Genomic DNA, 18,707 nt, shown 5'->3' on the forward strand with positions numbered 1-18,707 from the left:
GTCAGCCCCTGAGCGCGCGGTCGATCAGGATCGTGACGAACAGCGCCACGATGGCGAAGACGAGCGCATGGACGGCCGCGTATTGCAGGCGGTCCTTGCGGTTCCCCTGCGCCCGGCGCGCCCGCAGGTCCCCGAGGAGGGCGCCAAGCACGATGGCGACGATGACGATCATGGGCCGCTTCCCGGATGGATGGACGGATGAGAGGCCGCTGTAAGCGAATCGCACCGGGGTGACAAGCAAGGCGGGCCGCCTGCGGAGACCTGCAGCGGTTCTTCCGAATTGCTTCCGGGCAGCAGTTATCCACATTTCGCTCGCGCAGAAATTGTAGCGGCGTTTCCCCAGCTCTCTGACGGCGTGTAATTCTAACCTTTATTGGTGTTCAATTTGTCCGTTCCTTGAGGCATCACTCCGGGACGCGCGGCTGTTGCCGCGTGGTTAGCCAGTTTTTCCGGTTGTCGGAGTTGCCAGTATGACTTTTTGTTCCTGCCCCCAGCCGGGCGGCTGTGACACGACGTTCAAGGCCATCTACCTTGGTGACGTTCATAGCGACCAATACATTGACCGATATGAAATCCTGCCCGGCTCGGAAACGGCCCACCGGCTGTCGGGTACGACCTTCGGATCGCACGACAATCCGCTGGCCGACAACATCGTCGACATCACGGTCACCAGTGACCTGAACCGGGACGGCAAGCTCGAGGGCAACAACCTTTTCGGTTGCTACGACACGTTCAGCACCTCGCCTGCCGTCGAGGTGCCCGACCGCAAGTCGGGAGAAGTCAAGCAGGTCAGCGATTTCAAATACGACGGCGTTTCGCAATACACCGCCCAGGTGACTTATGCGGACGGCACCTGCGCCAATACGGTCCTGACCGTAATCCAGGATGATCTGGGGCGCACTTTCGTGGTCCCGCCGGAAAATGGAAAAGGCGCCGAGGTGATCGCCGCAAAACCGATCGCCTCGATCGAATTGATCTGCCCGGTTCCGGACAAGGACAACGACTACAATTATTGCCCCCCGGACGACTGGACCCCGATCCCCTGCTTCACCACCGGCGTGCGCCTGGCGACCTCCAAGGGTCAGCGCCCGGTCGAGAAGCTGGCGGTCGGCGATCTGGTGCTGACAGCCGACAACGGGCTGCAGCCCGTCCGCTGGATCGGCATGCGGACCCTGGATGCCGTTGACCTCGCCGCCAGCCCCAACCTGCGCCCGATCCGCATCCGCAAAGGCGCGCTGGGCGACCGGCTGCCCAAGCGCGACCTGCTGGTTTCGCCGCAGCACCGCATGATGGTGCGCTCGGCCGTGGCCCAGGCCCTGTTCGGCACCGACGAGGTTCTGGTTGCCGCCAAGCACCTGCTGTCCTTGGACGGCGTCGAACTGGCCGAGGACGTGACCGAGGTCACCTATGTCCACGTGCTCTTCGACCGGCACGAGGTCGTGTATGCCGAAGGGGCGCAGTCCGAATCGCTTTATACCGGCGAACAGGCGCTGCGCGCGGTGGGCGATTCGGCGCGGGCCGAGATCTTCGCGCTGTTCCCCGAACTGGCTGCAGGCACGGTGCCGGGCGCGCGCAAGTTCCTGACCGGCCGGCAGGGCCGGGACCTCGCGGCGCGTCACGCCGGCATCCCGTTGCAGTAAGCCGCGCGACACCGGATCATCGAAAAGGGGCCCTCTCGGGCCCCTTTTTCGTTCCGGTGAATCCTCAACGGGATTGCCGGGGTTGAACAGAAATCGGGACGGGCTTAACTTCAACACAACACGATTTCGGAGGGCGTTTAAGATGACGCCCAGGCGTCCCGCGGGTGCGGACGCGTCCTCGGCCCCGGTGGCCTCGCCTGCCGTCACCCGCCAGCCCGACGACGGGTCGCTTTATGCGGCCCTCGATCTGGGCACCAACAGTTGCCGGATGCTGATTGCCCGTCCCATGGGCAGTCAGTTCCAGGTGATCGACAGTTTCTCGAAGCCGGTCCAGCTGGGGCACGGCCTCGAGGCATCAGGTCGTCTTTCGGGTCAGTCGATGATCCGGACGGTTCATGCGCTGCAGGTTTGCAGGCGCAAGATCGAGCAGCATGGCGTGCGTCGCATGCGGCTGGTCGCGACCGAGGCTTGCCGGAGGGCAAGGAACAGCCGCGACTTCCTGCGGATGATCAAGCACGAGACCGGCCTCCCGGTCGAGATCATTCCGGCCGAGGAAGAGGCGCGGCTGGCCGTGATCTCCTGCGCGCCGCTTGTCAGCCTTCGGACCGAGCAGCTTCTGGTGGTGGATATCGGCGGCGGCTCGACCGAACTGGTCTGGATCGACCTCGGCGGCGTCGAGCCGGTCGAGCGTCCCCGCGCGATCATGCGGCTGGCGGACGGCTTCCACGACCGCTCGCCGGGTTCCGCGCGGGTGGTGGACTGGATCAGCGTGCCGCTGGGCGTGGCCACGCTGCGCGACCAGTTCGACGACGTGACCGACGATCCGGCGCGGTTCGCCCTGATGAGCTGGCAGTTCGAGCAGATGCTGGAAGGCTTCAAGCCCTACACGACCGGGATCAAGGCCGACGACAAGTTCCAGGTCATCGGCACCTCCGGCACGGTCACGACGGTGGCGGCCAGCCATCTGGGCCTCAAGCGCTACGACCGGACCAAGGTGGACGGGCTGACGATGACCACGGCGCAGATCGACCGGGTCATCCAGAACTACCTTGCGCTTGGCCCTGACGGGCGTCGCGCCGATCCCCGGATCGGCCGGGAACGGCACGCGCTGATCATGTCGGGCGCGGCGATCCTGCAGACGCTGATGCGGGTCTGGCCCACAAGCCGGCTGTCGGTCGCGGACCGCGGGCTGCGCGAGGGGTTGCTTTATGCGCAGATGGTGCGCGACGGGGTTCTGACCTCGGATGGATTGATGGGAGTGGCGTGATGGCGGCTGGTTCGGGCAACTCGGGCGGCGGGACGAAGCCCGGCAGCCGGGCGGGCAAGGGCAGTTCGGGGCGCGGCCAGCGCGACCTGCGGGTGCGGGTGAAGACGGCCAAGGGCCGCAAGCTGTCCTCGACCCTGTGGCTGGAACGCCAGTTGAACGATCCTTACGTTGCGCGGGCCAAGCGGGAAGGCTACCGGGGGCGCGCGGCCTACAAGATACTCGAGCTTGACGACAAGTACGGCTTCCTGAAACCGGGCGCGCGGGTCGTCGATCTGGGCTGCGCCCCGGGCGGCTGGTGCCAGGTCGCGGTCGGCCGGGTAAATGCGCTGGGCGAGCGCAAGGGCAAGCCCCAGGGCCGCGTCCTGGGCGTGGACCTGCAGGAGGTCGATCCGATCGCCGGGGCCGAGATCCACCAGCTCGACTTTCTGTCCGAAGGCGCGGACGAGAGAGTCAAGGACTGGCTGGGCGGCAAGGCCGACGTGGTGATGTCGGACATGGCCGCGGCCTCCTCGGGGCACAAGGGCACCGACCACCTGCGGATCGTGGCGCTGGTCGAGGCCGCCGCCGAGTTCGCGTTCGACGTGCTGGAACCGGGCGGCACCTTTGTCGCCAAGGTGCTGGCGGGCGGGGCCGAGCAGGGGCTGCAGTCGATCCTCAAGCAGAACTTCACCTCGGTGGCGAACGTGAAGCCCCCGGCGAGCCGCTCGGATTCCTCCGAGAAGTTCGTTGTGGCCATGGGCTTCCGGGGGCGGCAGGACCGGGCCGGGCGCGAGGGATCGGCGGAAGGCTCGGACGGAGAGACTGCGGAAGCCTGAAGCGCGGCCCGGGGCAGGCCGGGCTGCGGCGAATGCGGCGGGGGACGGTGCGTGTGCCCGGCCTGCGCTGTTCGGGAAGGGTGAGTGTCCGCCAGCGCGTCCGACCGGCCGGGAATACCCGGCTGACGAACAGGCTGTCCCGCCCGGTTCCCTGGAGGACGTCAGATGCGCCTTGCCGGAGGGTGCGTCGCCTTGCCGAGGGTCGCCATCTTCGGGATGGTTGCGGAAAGCGGCAGTCCGCATGGGTCTGCACGTCGGCCGATAGTCTCCATGGTGCGCAGGGCTGACTTCTGCCGCGTTGCCTCTCTCCGCAGCCGCCGGGGACTCCGGGGATGGCTACCGTCTCAGGTTGGCCAGGCACTATGGCACGCGGCGCATCTGTTGTGCGCCATGTCCCGGCCTTGCGTCTGGCCCTCTCAGCCTCTCAGTTCAGCCGCCGGAATGCTTCGGCCGGGCGGCCGGTCGCGGCCATGAACACGCGGTTCATGTGGGCGGGGCCGGTGAAGCCCAGTTCCTCGGCGATCTGGGGCAGGTTGTGGCGCGGGTCGGCCAGCATGCTCCGCGCGCGGTCCAGCCGCAGTTCGTACAGCAGGTCCAGCGCCGAACAGCCCCTGTGCTTGCGGCAGGCTTCGTCCAGCTCGGCCGCAGTCGTGCCCAGCGCGTCAGCCAGATCGGCGATGGTGCGGCCGCGCCCCATCTCTCGGCCGGCGAGTTCCAGGTAGGCCTGCACAAGCGCGTGGCTGTCGCGGCCCGGAAGCCCGGGCTGGGTGGGCCGGGGACGGGCGGCAAGCCGTTCCAGCGACGTCGCGATCAGTTCGACCCGGCAGGCGGCCGTCGCCGCCGCGATCGGATCATGGGCGCGGGTCGCCAGGGCGGCGAGGTCGGCCGAGAAGGCGTCGCTGACACCTGCCCCCACGACGATGCGGCTGGGGAGGGACAGTCGCTCGGCCATCTGGCGCGCCATCAGCAGGACCTGCCCCCGGACACCCCGCTGCGGCTCGGCCGCGAAGGCGGTGCCCGCGGGGATGAAGACGACGCTGCCGGCCCCGTGATCCACGGGGCCGCTGGGCAGGACGATCCGCATGGTGCCCGCCGTCACCCGGATCAGGCAGTGGTCCCCCCGCGTCCGGCCCCGGCGCAGCCCGCCCGCACCCGTTGCGCCGCCCCAGACGAAGCTGTCCAGCGGCAGCACCCGAAGGCCGCTTTCCGGCAGGCGCGGCCGACCGGCGAAGGGCGTGACCGGGACGGTCGGCTGGGGTGAGTTGGCAGCCTCGGTCGGCAGGGCGGGGTGCGCCTCGGCAGGCTGCGGCGTCAGGGGGATCTCGTCTAGGCGGCTCGGCTGGGCGGACATGGTGGACCCCGGAGGTTTCTGAGGACGGATCAGTAAAGATCAAACACCAAGAAACCCTTAAGCGTTCCGCGCCGGTCTTTCAGACCTCGAGCGTCGGCCAGCCGCGCATCCGGTTGCGGAACCAGATGCGCTGGCTTTTCGCATATTGCCGCGTGGCGATGATCGCGCGCTCTCGTGCCTCGGCCAGGGTGGCGCGGCCTTCCAGATGATCCTTCAACTCGGCCGCGCCGATGGCCCGGGTCCATTGCGCGCCGGGCTGCCAGAGGGGCAGCGCATGCCGCACCTCCTCCAGCGCGCCCGCGTCCAGCATCGCGTCGAAGCGGCGGGCGATGCGCCGGGCCAGCCGGTCGCGGTCCATCTGCAGGACGATGCGCTGCGCGGCTTCTGGCGCGACCAGCGGGGGCGGGGTCTCGGCCTGCCAGTCGGCCAGCCCCCGGCCGGTGGCGCGCAGCACCTCCCAGGCGCGCTGGACGCGGGCCGGGTTGCGCAGGTCGAGCCCTGCGCGGGTGCGGGCGTCCAGCGCCTCGACCATCCCGGACAGGCCCCCGCGCGCAAGCCATGCATCGCCCTCGGCCCGGATCTGGGGCGGCACCGGCGGGATCACGGCCAGCCCCGAGGTCAGCGCGGTGAGGTAAAGCCCTGTCCCTCCGGCAATCACCAGCGGGCGGTTCTGTTTCAGCAGCCCCGCCACCTCGGCCAGCCAATCGCCCACCGAATAGGCGCGGCCCGGCGCGACATGGCCGTAAAGCAGGTGCGGCGCGGCGGCCTCGTCCTCGGGCGAGGGGCGGGCGGTCAGCACCCGCCAGCAGGACCAGACCTGCAGCGCATCGGCATTGACCACCGCGCCGCCTAGCGCCTGCGCGATCCGCAGTGCCAGCGCCGACTTGCCCGAGGCTGTCGGCCCCGCGATCAGGACGGGGCGGGCGGGGTCGAGCCCTTCGATCAGGCGATCGGATGACGTGGCGGTGGACGTGTTGATCATGCGCCCTATCTGCGGCATTTTGCGCGCCGATGTAATCCGGGGACCTGAGCATGACCGACACCGACCTGACCAACGTGACGGCATCCTCGCAGGTCCATTCTCCCATCAGCTACGACCGGGTGATGCTCAAGATCTCGGGCGAGGCGCTGATGGGCGACCAGGGCTATGGCCTGCACCCGCCGACCGTCGCCCGCATCGCCAGCGAGGTGAAGTCGGTCCACGACATGGGCACCGAGATCTGCATGGTCATCGGCGGCGGCAACATCTTCCGCGGCCTCCAGGGCAGCGCCCAGGGAATGGAACGGGCGACCGCCGACTACATGGGGATGCTGGCCACGGTGATGAACGCCCTGGCCATGCAGGCCGCGCTGGAGGCCGAGGGCATCCACACCCGCGTCATCAGCGCCATCCGCATGGACGAGGTGGCCGAGCCCTATATCCGCCGCCGCGCCATCCGCCACCTTGAAAAGAAGCGCGTCTGCATCTTCGCCGCCGGCACCGGAAACCCGTATTTCACGACCGACACGGCGGCCACGCTGCGCGCCAACGAGATGAATTGCCAGGCGATCTTCAAGGGCACCAAGGTGGACGGGGTGTATGACAAGGACCCCAAGAAGCACGCCGACGCCGTGCGCTATGACAACGTGACCTATGACGAGGTGCTGCAGAAGCACCTGAACGTCATGGACGCTTCGGCCATCGCCCTGGCGCGGGACAACAGCCTGCCGATCATCGTCTTTTCGCTGGACGAACCGGGTGGCTTCCGCGGCATCCTGGCGGGGAACGGCACCTACACCCGCGTGCACGGCTAGGGAACCCGAGCCTCTCGCCTTCGTTCTGTCCCGAAGGCAAGCGCGAGGCGGACATGTCCGAGCAGATCCCCCTGTCCGACGAGGCAAGCGCCCTCGAGCCGGAACTGGACGCCGCCCGCCGCGACAAGACGAACGAGGTCGCGCCCGACATCGCCTATCGCCGCCTGGGCATCGTGAATGTCATCTTCTGCGGCCCGGCAGGGGCGGGGGACCGCGAATGGGTGCTGGTGGACGCGGGCCTGATCGGCACGGCGGGCCTGATACGGGGCGCGGCGCAGGCCCGCTTCGGCGAAGGCTCGCGCCCCGCCGCGATCGTCATGACACATGGGCATTTCGACCACGTGGGCGCCCTGGAACAGCTTTCCGAGGAATGGGACGTGCCTGTCTATGCCCATCCGCTGGAGCACCCCTATCTGAACGGCACCGCCGCTTACCCGCCCGGTGATCCCAGTGTCGGCGGCGGACTGATGGCGCGGCTTGCCCGGCTTTACCCGACGAAGCCCGTCGATGTGGGCGCGCGGCTTCGCGCCCTGCCCGAAGACGGCAGCGTTCCCCACATGCCCGGCTGGCGCTGGGTCCACACGCCCGGCCATTCCGTCGGCCATGTCTCGCTGTGGCGCGAGGCGGACCGCGCGCTCATCCCGGGCGACGCCTTCTGCACGACGGGGCAGGAATCGGCCTACGACGTGGCCGTGCAGGAGCCGCAGATGCATGGCCCGCCGATGTATTTCACCATCGACTGGGACGCCGCCGAGGAATCGGTGCGCAGGCTTGCCGGGCTGGACCCCGACCTTGCGGTGCCGTTCCACGGCCAGCCCATGCGCGGCCCCGAGATGCGCGGCGCCCTGCACCGGCTGGCGCAGCAGTTCCGCGAGGTCGCCGTGCCCGCCCAGGGCGAGTATGTCTCGCGCCCACGACGGGCCGAGGACGGCAGCGCCTACGAGAAACCGTGAAGCTCTCGGCGGCTGCGGCGGCAGCGCACCTATACAAACCTGTCGCCAAGCGGCTATAGAGCGGAAAAACCACCTGCGAGCAGACCTATGGCCGACGAGATCGAGATCGATACGGATGACCTTGAGCGCCGGATGAAAGGCGCGATGGACAGCCTGCGGCACGAGTTTTCCTCGCTGCGGACGGGCCGCGCCTCGGCCAGCATGATCGACCCGATCACCGTGGACGCCTATGGCTCGCCCACGCCGATCAACCAGCTGGGGACCGTGAACGTGCCGGAACCCCGCATGGTCACGATCAACATCTGGGACAAGAGCATGGTCGGGAAGGTGGAAAAGGCGATCCGCGAAAGCGGGCTCGGCATCAACCCGCAGCTCAACGGCACCATCATCATGCTGCCGATCCCCGAGCTGAACGAGGAGCGCCGGCGCGAGCTGACCAAGGTCGCGGCCCAGTATGCCGAAAGCGCCCGTGTCGCCATCCGCAACGTGCGCCGCGACGGCATGGACCAGATCAAGAAGGCCAAGACCAAGGGCATGGCCGAGGACGACCAGAAGTTTTGGGAAAGCTCGGTGCAGGAGCTGACCGACAAGGCGATCGCCGAGGTGGACAAGGCGCTCGAAGCGAAACAAGCCGAAATCATGCAGGTCTGACATCATGGCCGACGCAGCGCCTGTGGTCACGCCCGCCTTCGCCCCCGGCGCGGCTCGCGCCCGCCATGTCGCGATCATCATGGACGGCAACGGGCGCTGGGCGACCGAGCGGGGCTGGCCCCGCCTGGTCGGGCATCGTCGCGGGGCCGAGCGCGTCAAGCAGATCGTCCGCGCCGCGCCCGACCTGGGCGTGAACTGGCTGACGCTTTACGCCTTCTCGACCGAGAACTGGAAGCGCTCGACCGAGGAAGTCCTCGGCCTGATGGGCATCTTCGCCCGCTACATCCGGCGCGAAGCCGACGCCATGTCCGCCGAGGGCGTGCGGATGCGCTTCATCGGCGGGCGCGAGCGGCTGGACCCCAAGCTGCAGACCCTGATGTCCGGGATCGAGGCGCGCACGGCGGCCAACACCCGCCTGAACCTCACCGTCGCCATCAACTACGGCGGCCGGGACGAACTGGCGCGTGCGGCAGGTCGCCTCGCGGCCCGCATCGCCGCCGGAGAGATCGGGAAGCCGGCCGAGGCCGACTTTGCCGCCTGCCTGGACACGGCGGGCCATCCCGATCCGGACCTGGTGATCCGCACCTCGGGCGAGACGCGGACCTCGAACTTCCTGCCCTGGCAGGCGGCCTATTCGGAATACGAATTCACGCCCGTGCTGTGGCCCGACTTCACTGCGGCGCATCTGGCCGAGATTCTCGACCGCACCAGCCTGCGCCAGCGCCGCTTCGGCGCCGCATGACCGCCCCGCGTCTGCCCCGCGTGACGAACTCGGGCCGGTGGGCGGACCTGGCCGAGCGGGTGGGCTCGGCGCTTATCATCCTTGTCGCCGGGGCAGGTCTGCTGGTGCTGCCGGTCGTGGTCACAAGCGTCGGGCTTTCCGTGCTGGTCGCCATGCTGATGTGGGAGCTGACGCGACTGGTCGTCCCTGCGCAGCGGATGCCCCAGGTGGTGCGCGTCGGGCTGGTTTCGGGCCTCGCGATGGCGGCCACGCTGTTCGCCGGAAGCTGGGGGGCGCTTGCCTTCATCCTGCCGCTCGCCTGGGGCACGCGCGCCTCGCGGCGCGAGCTGCGCCCGGCCTATGTCGGTTTCGCGCTGCTGATGGTGCTGGCCGCCTGGGGAATCCTGTGGATCCGACTGACCTTTGGCCTGGGCGAGGCGCTGTGGATCGTCACCCTGGTCGTGCTGTCCGACGTGCTTGGCTATTTCGTCGGCCGCAGTGTCGGGGGGCCGAAGTTCTGGCCCGCCATCAGCCCCAAGAAGACCTGGAGCGGGACGGCTGCCGGCTGGATCGGCGCCGCGCTGCTGGGCCTGATCCTCGTGATCCTCGGCCGGGCGGGACCCGGCGTTATCGTGATCGGCCCCGTTCTGGCATTCGCGGGACAGATGGGCGACATTGCCGAAAGCTGGATCAAGCGCCGGGTCGGCGTCAAGGACAGCTCGCGCCTGATCCCCGGGCACGGAGGGCTGATGGACCGTTTCGACGCCATGTCCGGGTCGCTGGCCGCGGCGACGCTGCTGGGGCTGGCCGGCTGGCTGCCGGTCGTCGGCTGACATGCGCAGCATTTCGATCTTCGGCGCCACCGGCTCGATCGGGGAAAGCGCCTTCGACCTTCTGATGGGCTCGGGCGGCCCCGAGGCGTGGCGGACCGTCGCCCTGACCGGCGGGCGCAATGTCGCGCGGCTGGCCGAGATGGCGCGCGCGCTGCGGGCCGAGATCGCGGTGATCGCGGACGAGGCGCTGCTGCCCGATCTGCGCGCGGCGCTGGCAGGGACAGGGACCGAGGCTGCCGCCGGCACGCAGGCCATTGCCGAGGCCGCCGACCGGGCCGCCGACTGGTCGCTGTCTGCCATCGTGGGGGCGGCGGGGCTTGCGCCCGGCCTGCGCGTGGTCGAACGAGGCGGCACGCTGGCGCTGGCGAACAAGGAAAGCCTTGTCGCCGCGGGACGGCTGCTGATGGGCACCGCGCAGCGCACGGGCGCCACGATCCTGCCCGTCGATTCAGAACATTCCGCCGTTTTCCAGTGCCTTGAGGGCGGCAAGCTGGAAGGTGTCGAGCTTGTCACCCTGACCGCTTCGGGCGGCGCGTTCCGCGACTGGCCGCTCGAACGGCTGCCCCATGCCACCGTGGCCGAAGCGTCCAGCCATCCCAACTGGGCCATGGGCCAGCGCATCACCATCGACAGCGCCTCGATGTTCAACAAGGCGCTGGAAGTCATCGAGGCGCATGAGTTCTTCGGCCTGCCGGGCGAGCGGATCGAGGTGCTGGTGCATCCCGAATCCATTGTCCATGCGCTGGTCAGCTACATCGATGGGGGCACGCTGGCGCATCTCGGCCCGCCCGACATGCGCCACGCCATCGGCCATGCGCTGCACTGGCCGCGGCGCGAGAAGCTGCCGCTGGCCCGGCTGAACCTTGCCGCGCAGGGCAGCCTGACCTTCCGCGCGCCCTGCGAGACGCGCTGGCCTGCACTGGCTTTGGCGCGGCAGGTGATCGCGCAGGGCGGGGCTGCGGGCGCGGTGCTGAACGCCGCCAAGGAGCAGGCGCTGGACGATTTCATCGCGGGACGCATCCGCTTCACCGACATGGCGGGGGCGGTGGCCCATGCACTGGACCTCGCCGCCGGCCGCCCCGGCTTCGGGGCCAGCCCCGACAGCCTCGAGGCGGTGCTGGATTGGGACGCGCAGGCGCGCCGGGACGCGGCGGCCTGGCAGACGGCGGCGGCATGATCCAGGAACTTGTCGGACAGATGGGCGGGCTTGCCTGGACGGTCGTGGCCTTCATCGTGGCGCTGTCGATCATCGTGGGCGTCCATGAATACGGGCATTACATTGTCGGCCGCTGGTCCGGCATCCGGGCCGAGGTTTTCTCGCTGGGCTTCGGCCCGCGCCTGCTGGCGCGCCGCGACCGGCGCGGGACCGTGTGGCAGGTGGCGGCGATCCCCCTGGGGGGCTACGTCCGCTTCCTCGGCGACGCCGACGCGGCCAGTGTCACGCGCGATGGCAGCGTTGACCCGGCGCGTGCGCGGCAGACGCTGGGCGGCGCGCCGCTGTGGGCACGGTTTGCCACCGTGGCGGCGGGGCCGGTCTTCAACTTCATCCTCGCCATGGTCGTCTTCGCGGGCGTCATCGCCTGGCAGGGTATCGCCACCGACCGCGTTGTCGTGGGAGAGATCGCCCCCGCGCCCCCCGGCATCGTCAACGAGCTGCGCCCCGGCGACGAGGTGCTGGCCGTCGGGGGCCAGCCCGTCAACGGCTGGGCCACCCTGTTCCGGCTGGCCGAAACGCTGCCCGCCGCGCGCCAGCAGCAATGGACCGTCCTGCGGCAGGGCGCCGAGATCACCGTCACCGCCCCTGACGTGGCGCCGGCCCGCATCTCGGGCGTGGGGCCGCGTAGCTCGGCCTCGGCCGTCGATCTGCGCGCGGGCGACGTGATCCTCGCGGTCGAGGGCCGGCCCGTCACCCGCTTCACCGACCTGCGGCCCGCCGTCGAGGCCGCGGAAGGGCGTCCCGTCACCCTGCGGGTCTGGCGCGAAGACGAGGGCGAGGCGGATTTTGTTCTTGTGCCGCGCGAACAGGATCTTCCAAGTGCCGGGGGCGGTTTCGAAAAACGCTGGCTCATCGGCGTGACTGGCGGCGACGGCTATATCCACCCCGCCACGCGCACGCCGGGCCCCTTCGAGGCGCTGTCGATGGGGGCGCAGCAGACCTGGGATGTGGTCTGGGGCTCGCTGACGGGCCTGGTGGCGATGGTCACGGGCCAGATCGGGCGCTGCAACTTGTCCGGCGCCATCTCGATCGCCGAGGTTGCGGGCGATGCGGCCAGTTCCGGCGCCGGCAACTTCTTCTGGCTGGTCGCGGTGCTGTCGGCGGGCATCGGCTTCCTGAACCTGCTGCCGATCCCCGTGCTCGACGGTGGCCACCTGGCTTTCTACACGTGGGAGGCCGTGGCGGGCCGCCCGCCATCGGCGCGCGCCATGGATATCCTGACCCGGATCGGCATGGCCCTGGTCCTGATGCTGATGTTCTTCGGCCTCTCCAACGACATCCTGTGCCGCTGAAACGGGGGTTTGCTTTGACACTCGCCCCCGCTGGGGGTTAATCCTGCCGCAAATGCGGCCGGGACAACCGGCGCGATAGGCCAGGCGCGAGGGGCGGGCGATGACGGATCGGACGATGGGCATTGGCCCGGGCATCAAGGGCGCGCGGGCGCTCGTGTCGGGGCTGGCGCTTGCGGCCGTCCTGGGAACTGCGGGTCCGGCGGCGGCCGTGGTCTATTCCGAGGTGCGGCTGGAAGGCGCGCAGGGCGTGGACGCGGAAACGGCGCTGTCCATCGCCAACATCCGCCGGGGCTCGGACCTGTCGCTGGGCGACCTGAACGACGCCCAGCAGCGGCTTCAGCAGTCGGGCCTGTTCGAAACGGTCGAGATCCTGCCCCAGGGCCGCACCCTGACCATCCGGGTCAGCGAATATCCCACGATCAACGTCATCAGCTTCGAAGGCAACCGGCGCATCAAGGACGAGCAGCTGAGCGAGATCGTCGGCTCGCAGTCGCGGCGCGTCTTCTCGCCCAGCCAGGCCGAGGAGGACGCGCAGGCCATCGCCGCGGCCTATGCCAGCGAGGGCCGCTATGCCGCGCGGGTTGATCCCCGCGTCATCCGCCGCCCCGGCAATGCCGTCGATCTGGTCTTCGAGATCCGCGAAGGCGATCTGACCGAGATCGAGCGCATCGGCTTCACCGGCAACCGCGCCTTTTCGGACCGCCGCCTGCGCAACGTGCTGGCGACCAAGCAGGCGGGCATCCTGCGCAACTTCATCCGCCGCGACGTCTTCGCGCCGGAACGCACCCAGCTGGACGAGCAGCTGCTGACGGACTTCTACCGCTCGCGCGGTTACGCCGACTTCCGGGTGCAGGCCGTGGCGCCCGAGGTGGCGCGCGAACGCGACGCCTTCTACGTGACCTACAACATCTACGAAGGCCCGCGTTACACCTTCGGCCGGGTCGATGTGATCAGCGAGGTTCCGGGCCTGGCCGCCGACGCCTATGTCGCGCAGAACCGGGTGCGGCCGGGGCAGGTCTACAGTCCCCAGGCGGTCGAGAACACGATCCGCCGCATGGAGGCGCTGGCGATCCAGCAGGGCGCGGATTTCCTCAGCATCGAGCCGCGCGTGACCCGCAACCCCCGCAACCAGACGCTGGACCTGACCTTCGCCCTGACCCGCGGCCCCAAGATCTTCGTGGAACGCATCGACATCGAGGGCAACACCACGACGCTGGACGAGGTGATCCGCCGCCAGTTCCGCACCGTCGAGGGCGATCCCCTGAACCCGCGCGAGATCCGCAACTCGGCCGAGCGCATCCGGGCCCTGGGCTATTTCAGCGACGCCCAAGTGGAAACCCGCGAAGGCTCCAGCCCCCAGCAGGTCATCGTGGACGTCAACGTCGAGGAGCAGCCGACCGGCAGCCTCGGCTTCGGGGCAAGCTACGGCGCAAGCCAGGGCGTGGGCTTCAACGCCTCGCTGTCCGAAACGAACTTCCTCGGCCGCGGCCAGACGGTGAACCTGGCCTTCTCGACCGCGAGCGGTTCGCAGGGCTTCGACTTCTCGTTCATCGAGCCTGCGTTCCTGGGCCGCGACCTGCGCGCCCGGTTCTCGACCTGGTACCGGACCTCGGACTACGACAACGCGAAGCTGAACACGCGCAGCATAGGCATTTCCACCGGGCTGGAGTTTCCCGTTAGCCCCAACGGGCGGCTCGAAGTGGGCTATCGCCTGAGCAAGGACAAGCTGTTCGACGTGGACCCCGTCGAGATCAGCCCCGAAACGGGCGAGTTCGGCGGATCGTCCCCCATCCTCGTGGGCGAACAGGGCGAACGCGTCACCTCGGCCCTCGGCTACAGCTACAACTATGACACGCGCGGCACGGGGCTGGACCCGCTGACCACCTGGAAGCTGCGCTTCAGCCAGGATTTCGCGGGCCTGGGCGGCGATGTCGAGTCGGTGACGACCACGATGCTGGCCGGCGTCGAAAGCCGTGCCTGGCGCGAGGAGGTCGCGTTGCGGGCCGAGTTCGAGGCGGGCGCGCTGGTCATGCTGAACGACACGGAAAGCCGCATCACCGACCGCTTCCGGGGCACCGGCCGGATCCGGGGCTTCGAGTCGAACGGCTACGGGCCGCGCGACCTGAACGCGCCGAACGAGGACGCGCTGGGCGGCAACTTCTTCTGGGCCGTGCGGGCCGAGGCGCAGTTCCCGCTGGGCCTGCCCGAGGAATACGGCATCTCGGGCGGCATCTTCGCAGATGCAGGCTCGGTCTGGGGGCTGGACAACGCCGAGGGCTACAACCGCGACACCAACGATCGCGATAACGACGGCGATCTGACCGAATTCGTGGACGGCACGGTGGACGACTCCATGAGGGTGCGCGCCTCGGTCGGCGTGTCGCTGTTCTGGACGACTCCGGTGGGCCCGCTGCGCTTCAACCTGTCGAAGGCGGTCAAGAAAGAGGATTACGACGAGGATCAGCCCTTCGACCTGTCGATCTCGACCCGGTTCTGATGGGTCGCTCGGCAGGGCAGGCGGGCGGAGTCCTGGTGCTGGCCGCCCTGCTTGGGGCGGCGCCGGTCCTGGCGCAGGATCTTCCGCTTTCGCCGCCCATGCCGCAGGCGCCGGGCCTGCCGGCCGCATCGCCCGCAACGGAGGGCAACGGCCTTGCCGGGCCGGGTCTTCCGCCGGCATCGGGCGCCCAGCCCACGCGGCCGGTGCAGGACGGGGCGCCCCTGAGGGTCGCTCCTTCCGCCGGGTCGCTCGACGGCGCCGTGCAGGCGCTCGGCCGCGCCGTCCTGACGGTTGATCAGGAGGCGATGTACCGCCAGTCGCGCTGGGGCCTGCGCGCCCAGGCCGAGCTTGCCGCCCAGTCCCGGCAGGTCGCGGCTGACAACGACCGCGCCTTTGCCGATCTCGTCGCGGACGAGGATGCCCTGACCGCCGCCCGCGCCACCCTGTCCCCCGAAGAGTTCCGCGCCCGCGCCGCCCGCTTCGACGAGCGGGTGGTCGCGGTCCGCGCGGAACGGCAGGCCGCGCTTGAGGCGCTGACCCAAACGGCCGAGCGCGACCGCGCCCTGTTCTTCCAGGCCGCGGCCCCCGTCCTGGGGCGCGTGATGGCCGCGCGCGGGGCGCTGGTCGTGCTGGATCAGCGCACGGTGCTGATCGCGGACGAACGGATCGACGCCACGGCCGCCACCATCGCCGCGCTGGACGCCGAACTGGGCGACGGACGCGAGATCATCGCCGCCGACCGCGCGCAAACCGAGGCCGGAGCCGGTGCGGCCGAGGGCAGGGGAACGCCCGATCCCGCCGGCAGTCCCGCCCCTCAGCCCGGGCCCGAACCGCAGGGCTCTCCCTGACCGTGGAGCGGGACAGCGGGCTGAACCCGATCGCCTTGCCGGGCCAGCGCATCGGCCTGCTGGGCGGGTCGTTCGACCCGGCCCATGCGGGGCATCTGCACATTTCCGAAATGGCGCTGCGGCGCTTTCGGCTGGACCGGGTCTGGTGGCTCGTCAGCCCGGGCAATCCGCTGAAGCCGCATGGCCCGGCGCCCCTGGCGGAACGGATCGCGATGGCCCGGCGGATCGCGGACGACCCGCGCATCGTGGTGACGGGGATCGAGGCGCGGCTGGGCACCCGCTGGACCGCCGACACCATCGCGGCGCTGAAGGCGCGCTTTCCGGGCGTGCGCTTTGTCTGGCTCATGGGGTCGGACAACCTCGTCCAGTTCAGCCGCTGGGACCGCTGGCGGGGCATCGCCGCGCAGGTGCCGATCGGGGTGATCGCGCGCCCCGGGTCACGCACGGTCGCGCGGACGGCCCGGGCCGCGCGCATCCTGGAACGCTGGCGCCTGCCGCAGCATCAGGCCGGCTGCCTTGCCGACGCGACGCCGCCTGCATGGGTGCTGATCAACGTGCCGATGACGGCGCTGTCCTCTAGTGCGATCCGCTCGGCCCGGCGGAAGGCCGCCGAGCGACCCGGCGCGACAGCGCCCGTGGCGGGCCTGCGGCCGTGAACGCGCCGGGCCCAGCCTTGCCAAGGCTTCGCGGCATTTGATACGGACGGCCCAGACAGTCGGAGGAACCATGGCCGAGACCGAGCGCAACCCCGCCCCCCACGGCTCTGCCGACCTCGCCCTCATCAAGCGGATCATCCCGCATCGCTATCCCTTCCTGCTGATCGACAAGGTGCGCGACATCGTGCCCTTCGAAAGCGCGGTGGGGATCAAGTGCGTGACGGCGAACGAGCCGCATTTTCCCGGCCATTTCCCCGACCAGCCGATCATGCCGGGCGTGCTGATCGTGGAAGCCATGGCGCAGACGGCGGCGGTCGTGGTGGGCATCAGCCTCAACGTCATCGACAAGCCGCTGCTGACCTATTTCATGGGCATCGACGGCTGCAAGTTCCGCCGCATGGTCCAGCCGGGCGACGTGGTGGAACTGCATGTCACCGTCAAGCGCCCCGGCGGCAAGATCTGGAAATTCATCGGCGAGGCCAGGGTGGACGGCCAGGTCTGCGCGCAGGCCGAGTTCACCGCCATGATGGACCTGCGCCCCGGCCCGGCCGATGCCTGAGACGGCAATCCATCCCTCGGCCATCGTCGAGCCGGGGGCCGTTCTGGGGCAGGGCGTCCGCATCGGCCCCTTCTGCCATGTCGGCCCCTTGGTGCGCCTGGGCGACGGGGTCGAGCTGAAGTCCCATGTCGTCGTCGCGGGCGATACCGAGATCGGCCCGGAGACGGTCGTCTTCCCCTTCGCCTGCATCGGCGAGGTGCCCCAGGACCTCAAGTTCCAGGGTGAGCGGACGCGCCTGGTGATCGGCGCCCGCAACCGCATCCGCGAATATGTCACCATGAACCCCGGCACGGCGGGCGGCGGCGGGCTGACGCAGGTCGGGGATGACGGACTGTTCATGGCCTGCAGCCACGTCGCCCATGACTGCCGGATCGGCAACCACGTTATCCTTGTCAACAGCGTGGCCGTCGCGGGCCATTGTGTGCTGGAAGACGAGGTGATCGTCGGCGGGCTGTCGGGCGTCCACCAGTTCGTCCGCATCGGGCGCGGGGCGATGATCGGCGCGCTGACCATGGTGACGGCGGACGTGCTGCCCCATGCGCTCGTGTCCGGGCCGAGAGGGCAGCTGGAAGGGTTGAACCTCGTGGGTCTCAAGCGGCGCGGCGCGGGCCGGGCCGAGATCGCGGCCCTGCGCGACCTGCTGGCGGCGTTGGGAGCCGGGTCCTTCCGCGAGACCGCGCGCCTGCGCGCCGCGGACGAGGTCACGCCCATGGAGCGCGAGGTGCTGGACTTCATCCTCGGCCCCAGCGACCGCAGCTTCCTGCGGCCGCAGGGTTGAGCGGGCGATGACCCGGACCGCCATCGTCGCGGGGCAGGGCACGCTGCCGGGGCTGGTGGCCGAGGCGCTGGAGGCCCCGCTGGTTTACGCGCTGGAGGGCTTCGCCCCCGCGATCCCGGCGCAGCCCTTCCGGCTGGAGCGGCTGGTTCCCCTGCTGGACGCCATGGCGGATGCCGGGGTCAGTCGCGTGGTCTTCGCCGGCGCGCTGCGGCGCCCCCGGCTCGAGCCCGAGATGTTCGACCCCCGCACCGCGACGCTGGTGCCGCGCTTCCTCGGCGCGATGCAGTCGGGCGACGACGGGGCGCTGCGCGAACTGATCTCGATCTTCGAGGAATGGGGCTTCGAGGTCGCGGGCGTGGACAGCATCCGCCCGGACCTGGTGCCCGGCCCCGGCGTGTTGGCGGGCGAACCCTCTGCCGCCGACCGCGCCGACGCCGCGCGCGCGGCCGAGATCCTGGCCGCAACGGGGCCTCTGGACATCGGGCAGGGCTGCGTCGTCGCGCAGGGCCTGTGCCTGGCGCTGGAAACGCTGCCGGGAACGCAGGCGATGCTGGACTTCGCCGCGCTGCACCAGGGCTTGCGGCCCAACGCCAGGGGCGCGCGCGGGGTGCTTTACAAGGCCCCGAAGCCGTCGCAGGACCGGCGCATCGACCTGCCGGCGCTGGGGCCGGACACGGTGGCGCAGGCGGCGCGGGCGGGACTGGCCGGGATCGCATGGGCGGCGGGCGGCGTTCTGCTGCTGGACCGTGACGCCGCCATCGCTGCGGCAGAGGATGCGGGGCTGTTCCTGTGGGCGCGGGAGTGACGGGGTATTTGGGTCAGGAAGAAGTTCCTGC

Annotated in this window: 19 protein-coding genes; 16 read left to right on the top strand and 3 right to left on the bottom strand. The window is 69.8% G+C overall.

What is annotated here, in order from left to right; genetic code table 11:
• Position 1 precedes the first annotated feature (1 nt).
• On the bottom strand, positions 2-172 hold the full coding sequence (locus CK240_RS18595) for a hypothetical protein (RefSeq protein WP_095638697.1): 171 nt from the start codon (positions 170-172) through the stop codon (positions 2-4).
• A 298-nt stretch (positions 173-470) separates the two neighbouring features.
• Here CK240_RS18595 and CK240_RS02305 point away from each other — a divergent pair, with 298 nt between their 5' ends.
• The 3 genes from CK240_RS02305 to CK240_RS02315 all read left to right on the top strand — a co-directional run bounded on the left by CK240_RS02305 (position 471) and on the right by CK240_RS02315 (position 3,722).
• Positions 471-1,640, top strand: coding sequence for a Hint domain-containing protein (locus tag CK240_RS02305; RefSeq protein ID WP_095638698.1), 1,170 nt, complete (start codon positions 471-473; stop codon positions 1,638-1,640).
• 142 nt (positions 1,641-1,782) lie between these two features.
• The gene (locus CK240_RS02310; protein ID WP_095638699.1) at positions 1,783-2,907 is read left to right on the top strand and encodes a Ppx/GppA phosphatase family protein; all 1,125 of its coding nucleotides are present in this window, start codon (positions 1,783-1,785) and stop codon (positions 2,905-2,907) included.
• The gene (locus CK240_RS02315; protein WP_095638700.1) at positions 2,907-3,722 is read left to right on the top strand and encodes an RlmE family RNA methyltransferase; all 816 of its coding nucleotides are present in this window, start codon (positions 2,907-2,909) and stop codon (positions 3,720-3,722) included. The genes CK240_RS02310 and CK240_RS02315 overlap by 1 nt, the downstream gene beginning before the upstream one ends.
• A gap of 424 nt (positions 3,723-4,146) precedes the next feature.
• On the opposite strand, the gene CK240_RS02320 is transcribed toward CK240_RS02315, so the two are convergent.
• The gene (locus CK240_RS02320; RefSeq protein ID WP_095638701.1) at positions 4,147-5,073 is read right to left on the bottom strand and encodes an AraC family transcriptional regulator; all 927 of its coding nucleotides are present in this window, start codon (positions 5,071-5,073) and stop codon (positions 4,147-4,149) included.
• 79 nt (positions 5,074-5,152) lie between these two features.
• The gene (miaA, locus tag CK240_RS02325) at positions 5,153-6,055 is read right to left on the bottom strand and encodes a tRNA (adenosine(37)-N6)-dimethylallyltransferase MiaA (RefSeq protein ID WP_095638702.1); all 903 of its coding nucleotides are present in this window, start codon (positions 6,053-6,055) and stop codon (positions 5,153-5,155) included.
• A gap of 50 nt (positions 6,056-6,105) precedes the next feature.
• Here miaA and pyrH point away from each other — a divergent pair, with 50 nt between their 5' ends.
• The 13 genes from pyrH to CK240_RS02390 all read left to right on the top strand — a co-directional run bounded on the left by pyrH (position 6,106) and on the right by CK240_RS02390 (position 18,676).
• Positions 6,106-6,867, top strand: a complete 762-nt coding sequence (pyrH, locus tag CK240_RS02330; protein WP_095638703.1) for a UMP kinase — start codon at positions 6,106-6,108, stop codon at positions 6,865-6,867.
• 53 nt (positions 6,868-6,920) lie between these two features.
• A complete protein-coding gene (locus CK240_RS02335; RefSeq protein ID WP_095638704.1) occupies positions 6,921-7,820 on the top strand; it encodes an MBL fold metallo-hydrolase in 900 nt (299 codons plus the stop codon).
• An 87-nt stretch (positions 7,821-7,907) separates the two neighbouring features.
• Positions 7,908-8,471 (top strand): ribosome recycling factor, encoded by a 564-nt coding sequence (frr, locus tag CK240_RS02340; RefSeq protein ID WP_095638705.1) that lies wholly within the window; start codon positions 7,908-7,910, stop codon positions 8,469-8,471.
• A gap of 4 nt (positions 8,472-8,475) precedes the next feature.
• Positions 8,476-9,213 carry a polyprenyl diphosphate synthase gene (uppS, locus tag CK240_RS02345; RefSeq protein ID WP_095638706.1) on the top strand — a complete coding sequence of 246 codons (738 nt, stop codon included), beginning with the start codon at positions 8,476-8,478 and terminating at the stop codon, positions 9,211-9,213.
• A complete protein-coding gene (locus CK240_RS02350; RefSeq protein WP_095638707.1) occupies positions 9,210-10,025 on the top strand; it encodes a phosphatidate cytidylyltransferase in 816 nt (271 codons plus the stop codon). Before uppS ends, CK240_RS02350 begins: the two co-directional genes overlap by 4 nt.
• 1 nt (position 10,026) lies before the next feature.
• The gene (gene dxr / locus CK240_RS02355; RefSeq protein ID WP_095638708.1) at positions 10,027-11,202 is read left to right on the top strand and encodes a 1-deoxy-D-xylulose-5-phosphate reductoisomerase; all 1,176 of its coding nucleotides are present in this window, start codon (positions 10,027-10,029) and stop codon (positions 11,200-11,202) included.
• Positions 11,199-12,533, top strand: a complete 1,335-nt coding sequence (rseP, locus tag CK240_RS02360) for an RIP metalloprotease RseP (protein WP_095638800.1) — start codon at positions 11,199-11,201, stop codon at positions 12,531-12,533. Before dxr ends, rseP begins: the two co-directional genes overlap by 4 nt.
• Positions 12,534-12,633: 100 nt before the next feature.
• The gene (gene bamA / locus CK240_RS02365) at positions 12,634-15,030 is read left to right on the top strand and encodes an outer membrane protein assembly factor BamA (protein ID WP_095638709.1); all 2,397 of its coding nucleotides are present in this window, start codon (positions 12,634-12,636) and stop codon (positions 15,028-15,030) included.
• Positions 15,030-15,878 carry an OmpH/Skp family outer membrane protein gene (locus CK240_RS02370; protein ID WP_095638710.1) on the top strand — a complete coding sequence of 283 codons (849 nt, stop codon included), beginning with the start codon at positions 15,030-15,032 and terminating at the stop codon, positions 15,876-15,878. Before bamA ends, CK240_RS02370 begins: the two co-directional genes overlap by 1 nt.
• A 2-nt stretch (positions 15,879-15,880) precedes the next feature.
• Positions 15,881-16,534 carry a nicotinate-nucleotide adenylyltransferase gene (locus CK240_RS02375; RefSeq protein WP_095638711.1) on the top strand — a complete coding sequence of 218 codons (654 nt, stop codon included), beginning with the start codon at positions 15,881-15,883 and terminating at the stop codon, positions 16,532-16,534.
• 70 nt (positions 16,535-16,604) lie between these two features.
• Positions 16,605-17,093 (top strand): 3-hydroxyacyl-ACP dehydratase FabZ, encoded by a 489-nt coding sequence (fabZ, locus tag CK240_RS02380; protein ID WP_095638712.1) that lies wholly within the window; start codon positions 16,605-16,607, stop codon positions 17,091-17,093.
• Complete coding sequence (lpxA, locus tag CK240_RS02385; protein ID WP_095638713.1) at positions 17,086-17,871, top strand: acyl-ACP--UDP-N-acetylglucosamine O-acyltransferase; 786 nt, start codon at positions 17,086-17,088, stop codon at positions 17,869-17,871. The genes fabZ and lpxA overlap by 8 nt, the downstream gene beginning before the upstream one ends.
• 7 nt (positions 17,872-17,878) lie before the next feature.
• Positions 17,879-18,676, top strand: a complete 798-nt coding sequence (locus CK240_RS02390) for an LpxI family protein (RefSeq protein ID WP_095638714.1) — start codon at positions 17,879-17,881, stop codon at positions 18,674-18,676.
• The last annotated feature ends 31 nt before the right edge of the window (positions 18,677-18,707 follow it).

The sequence above is a fragment of the Paracoccus salipaludis genome (assembly GCF_002287065.1).
GTDB lineage: Bacteria > Pseudomonadota > Alphaproteobacteria > Rhodobacterales > Rhodobacteraceae > Paracoccus > Paracoccus salipaludis.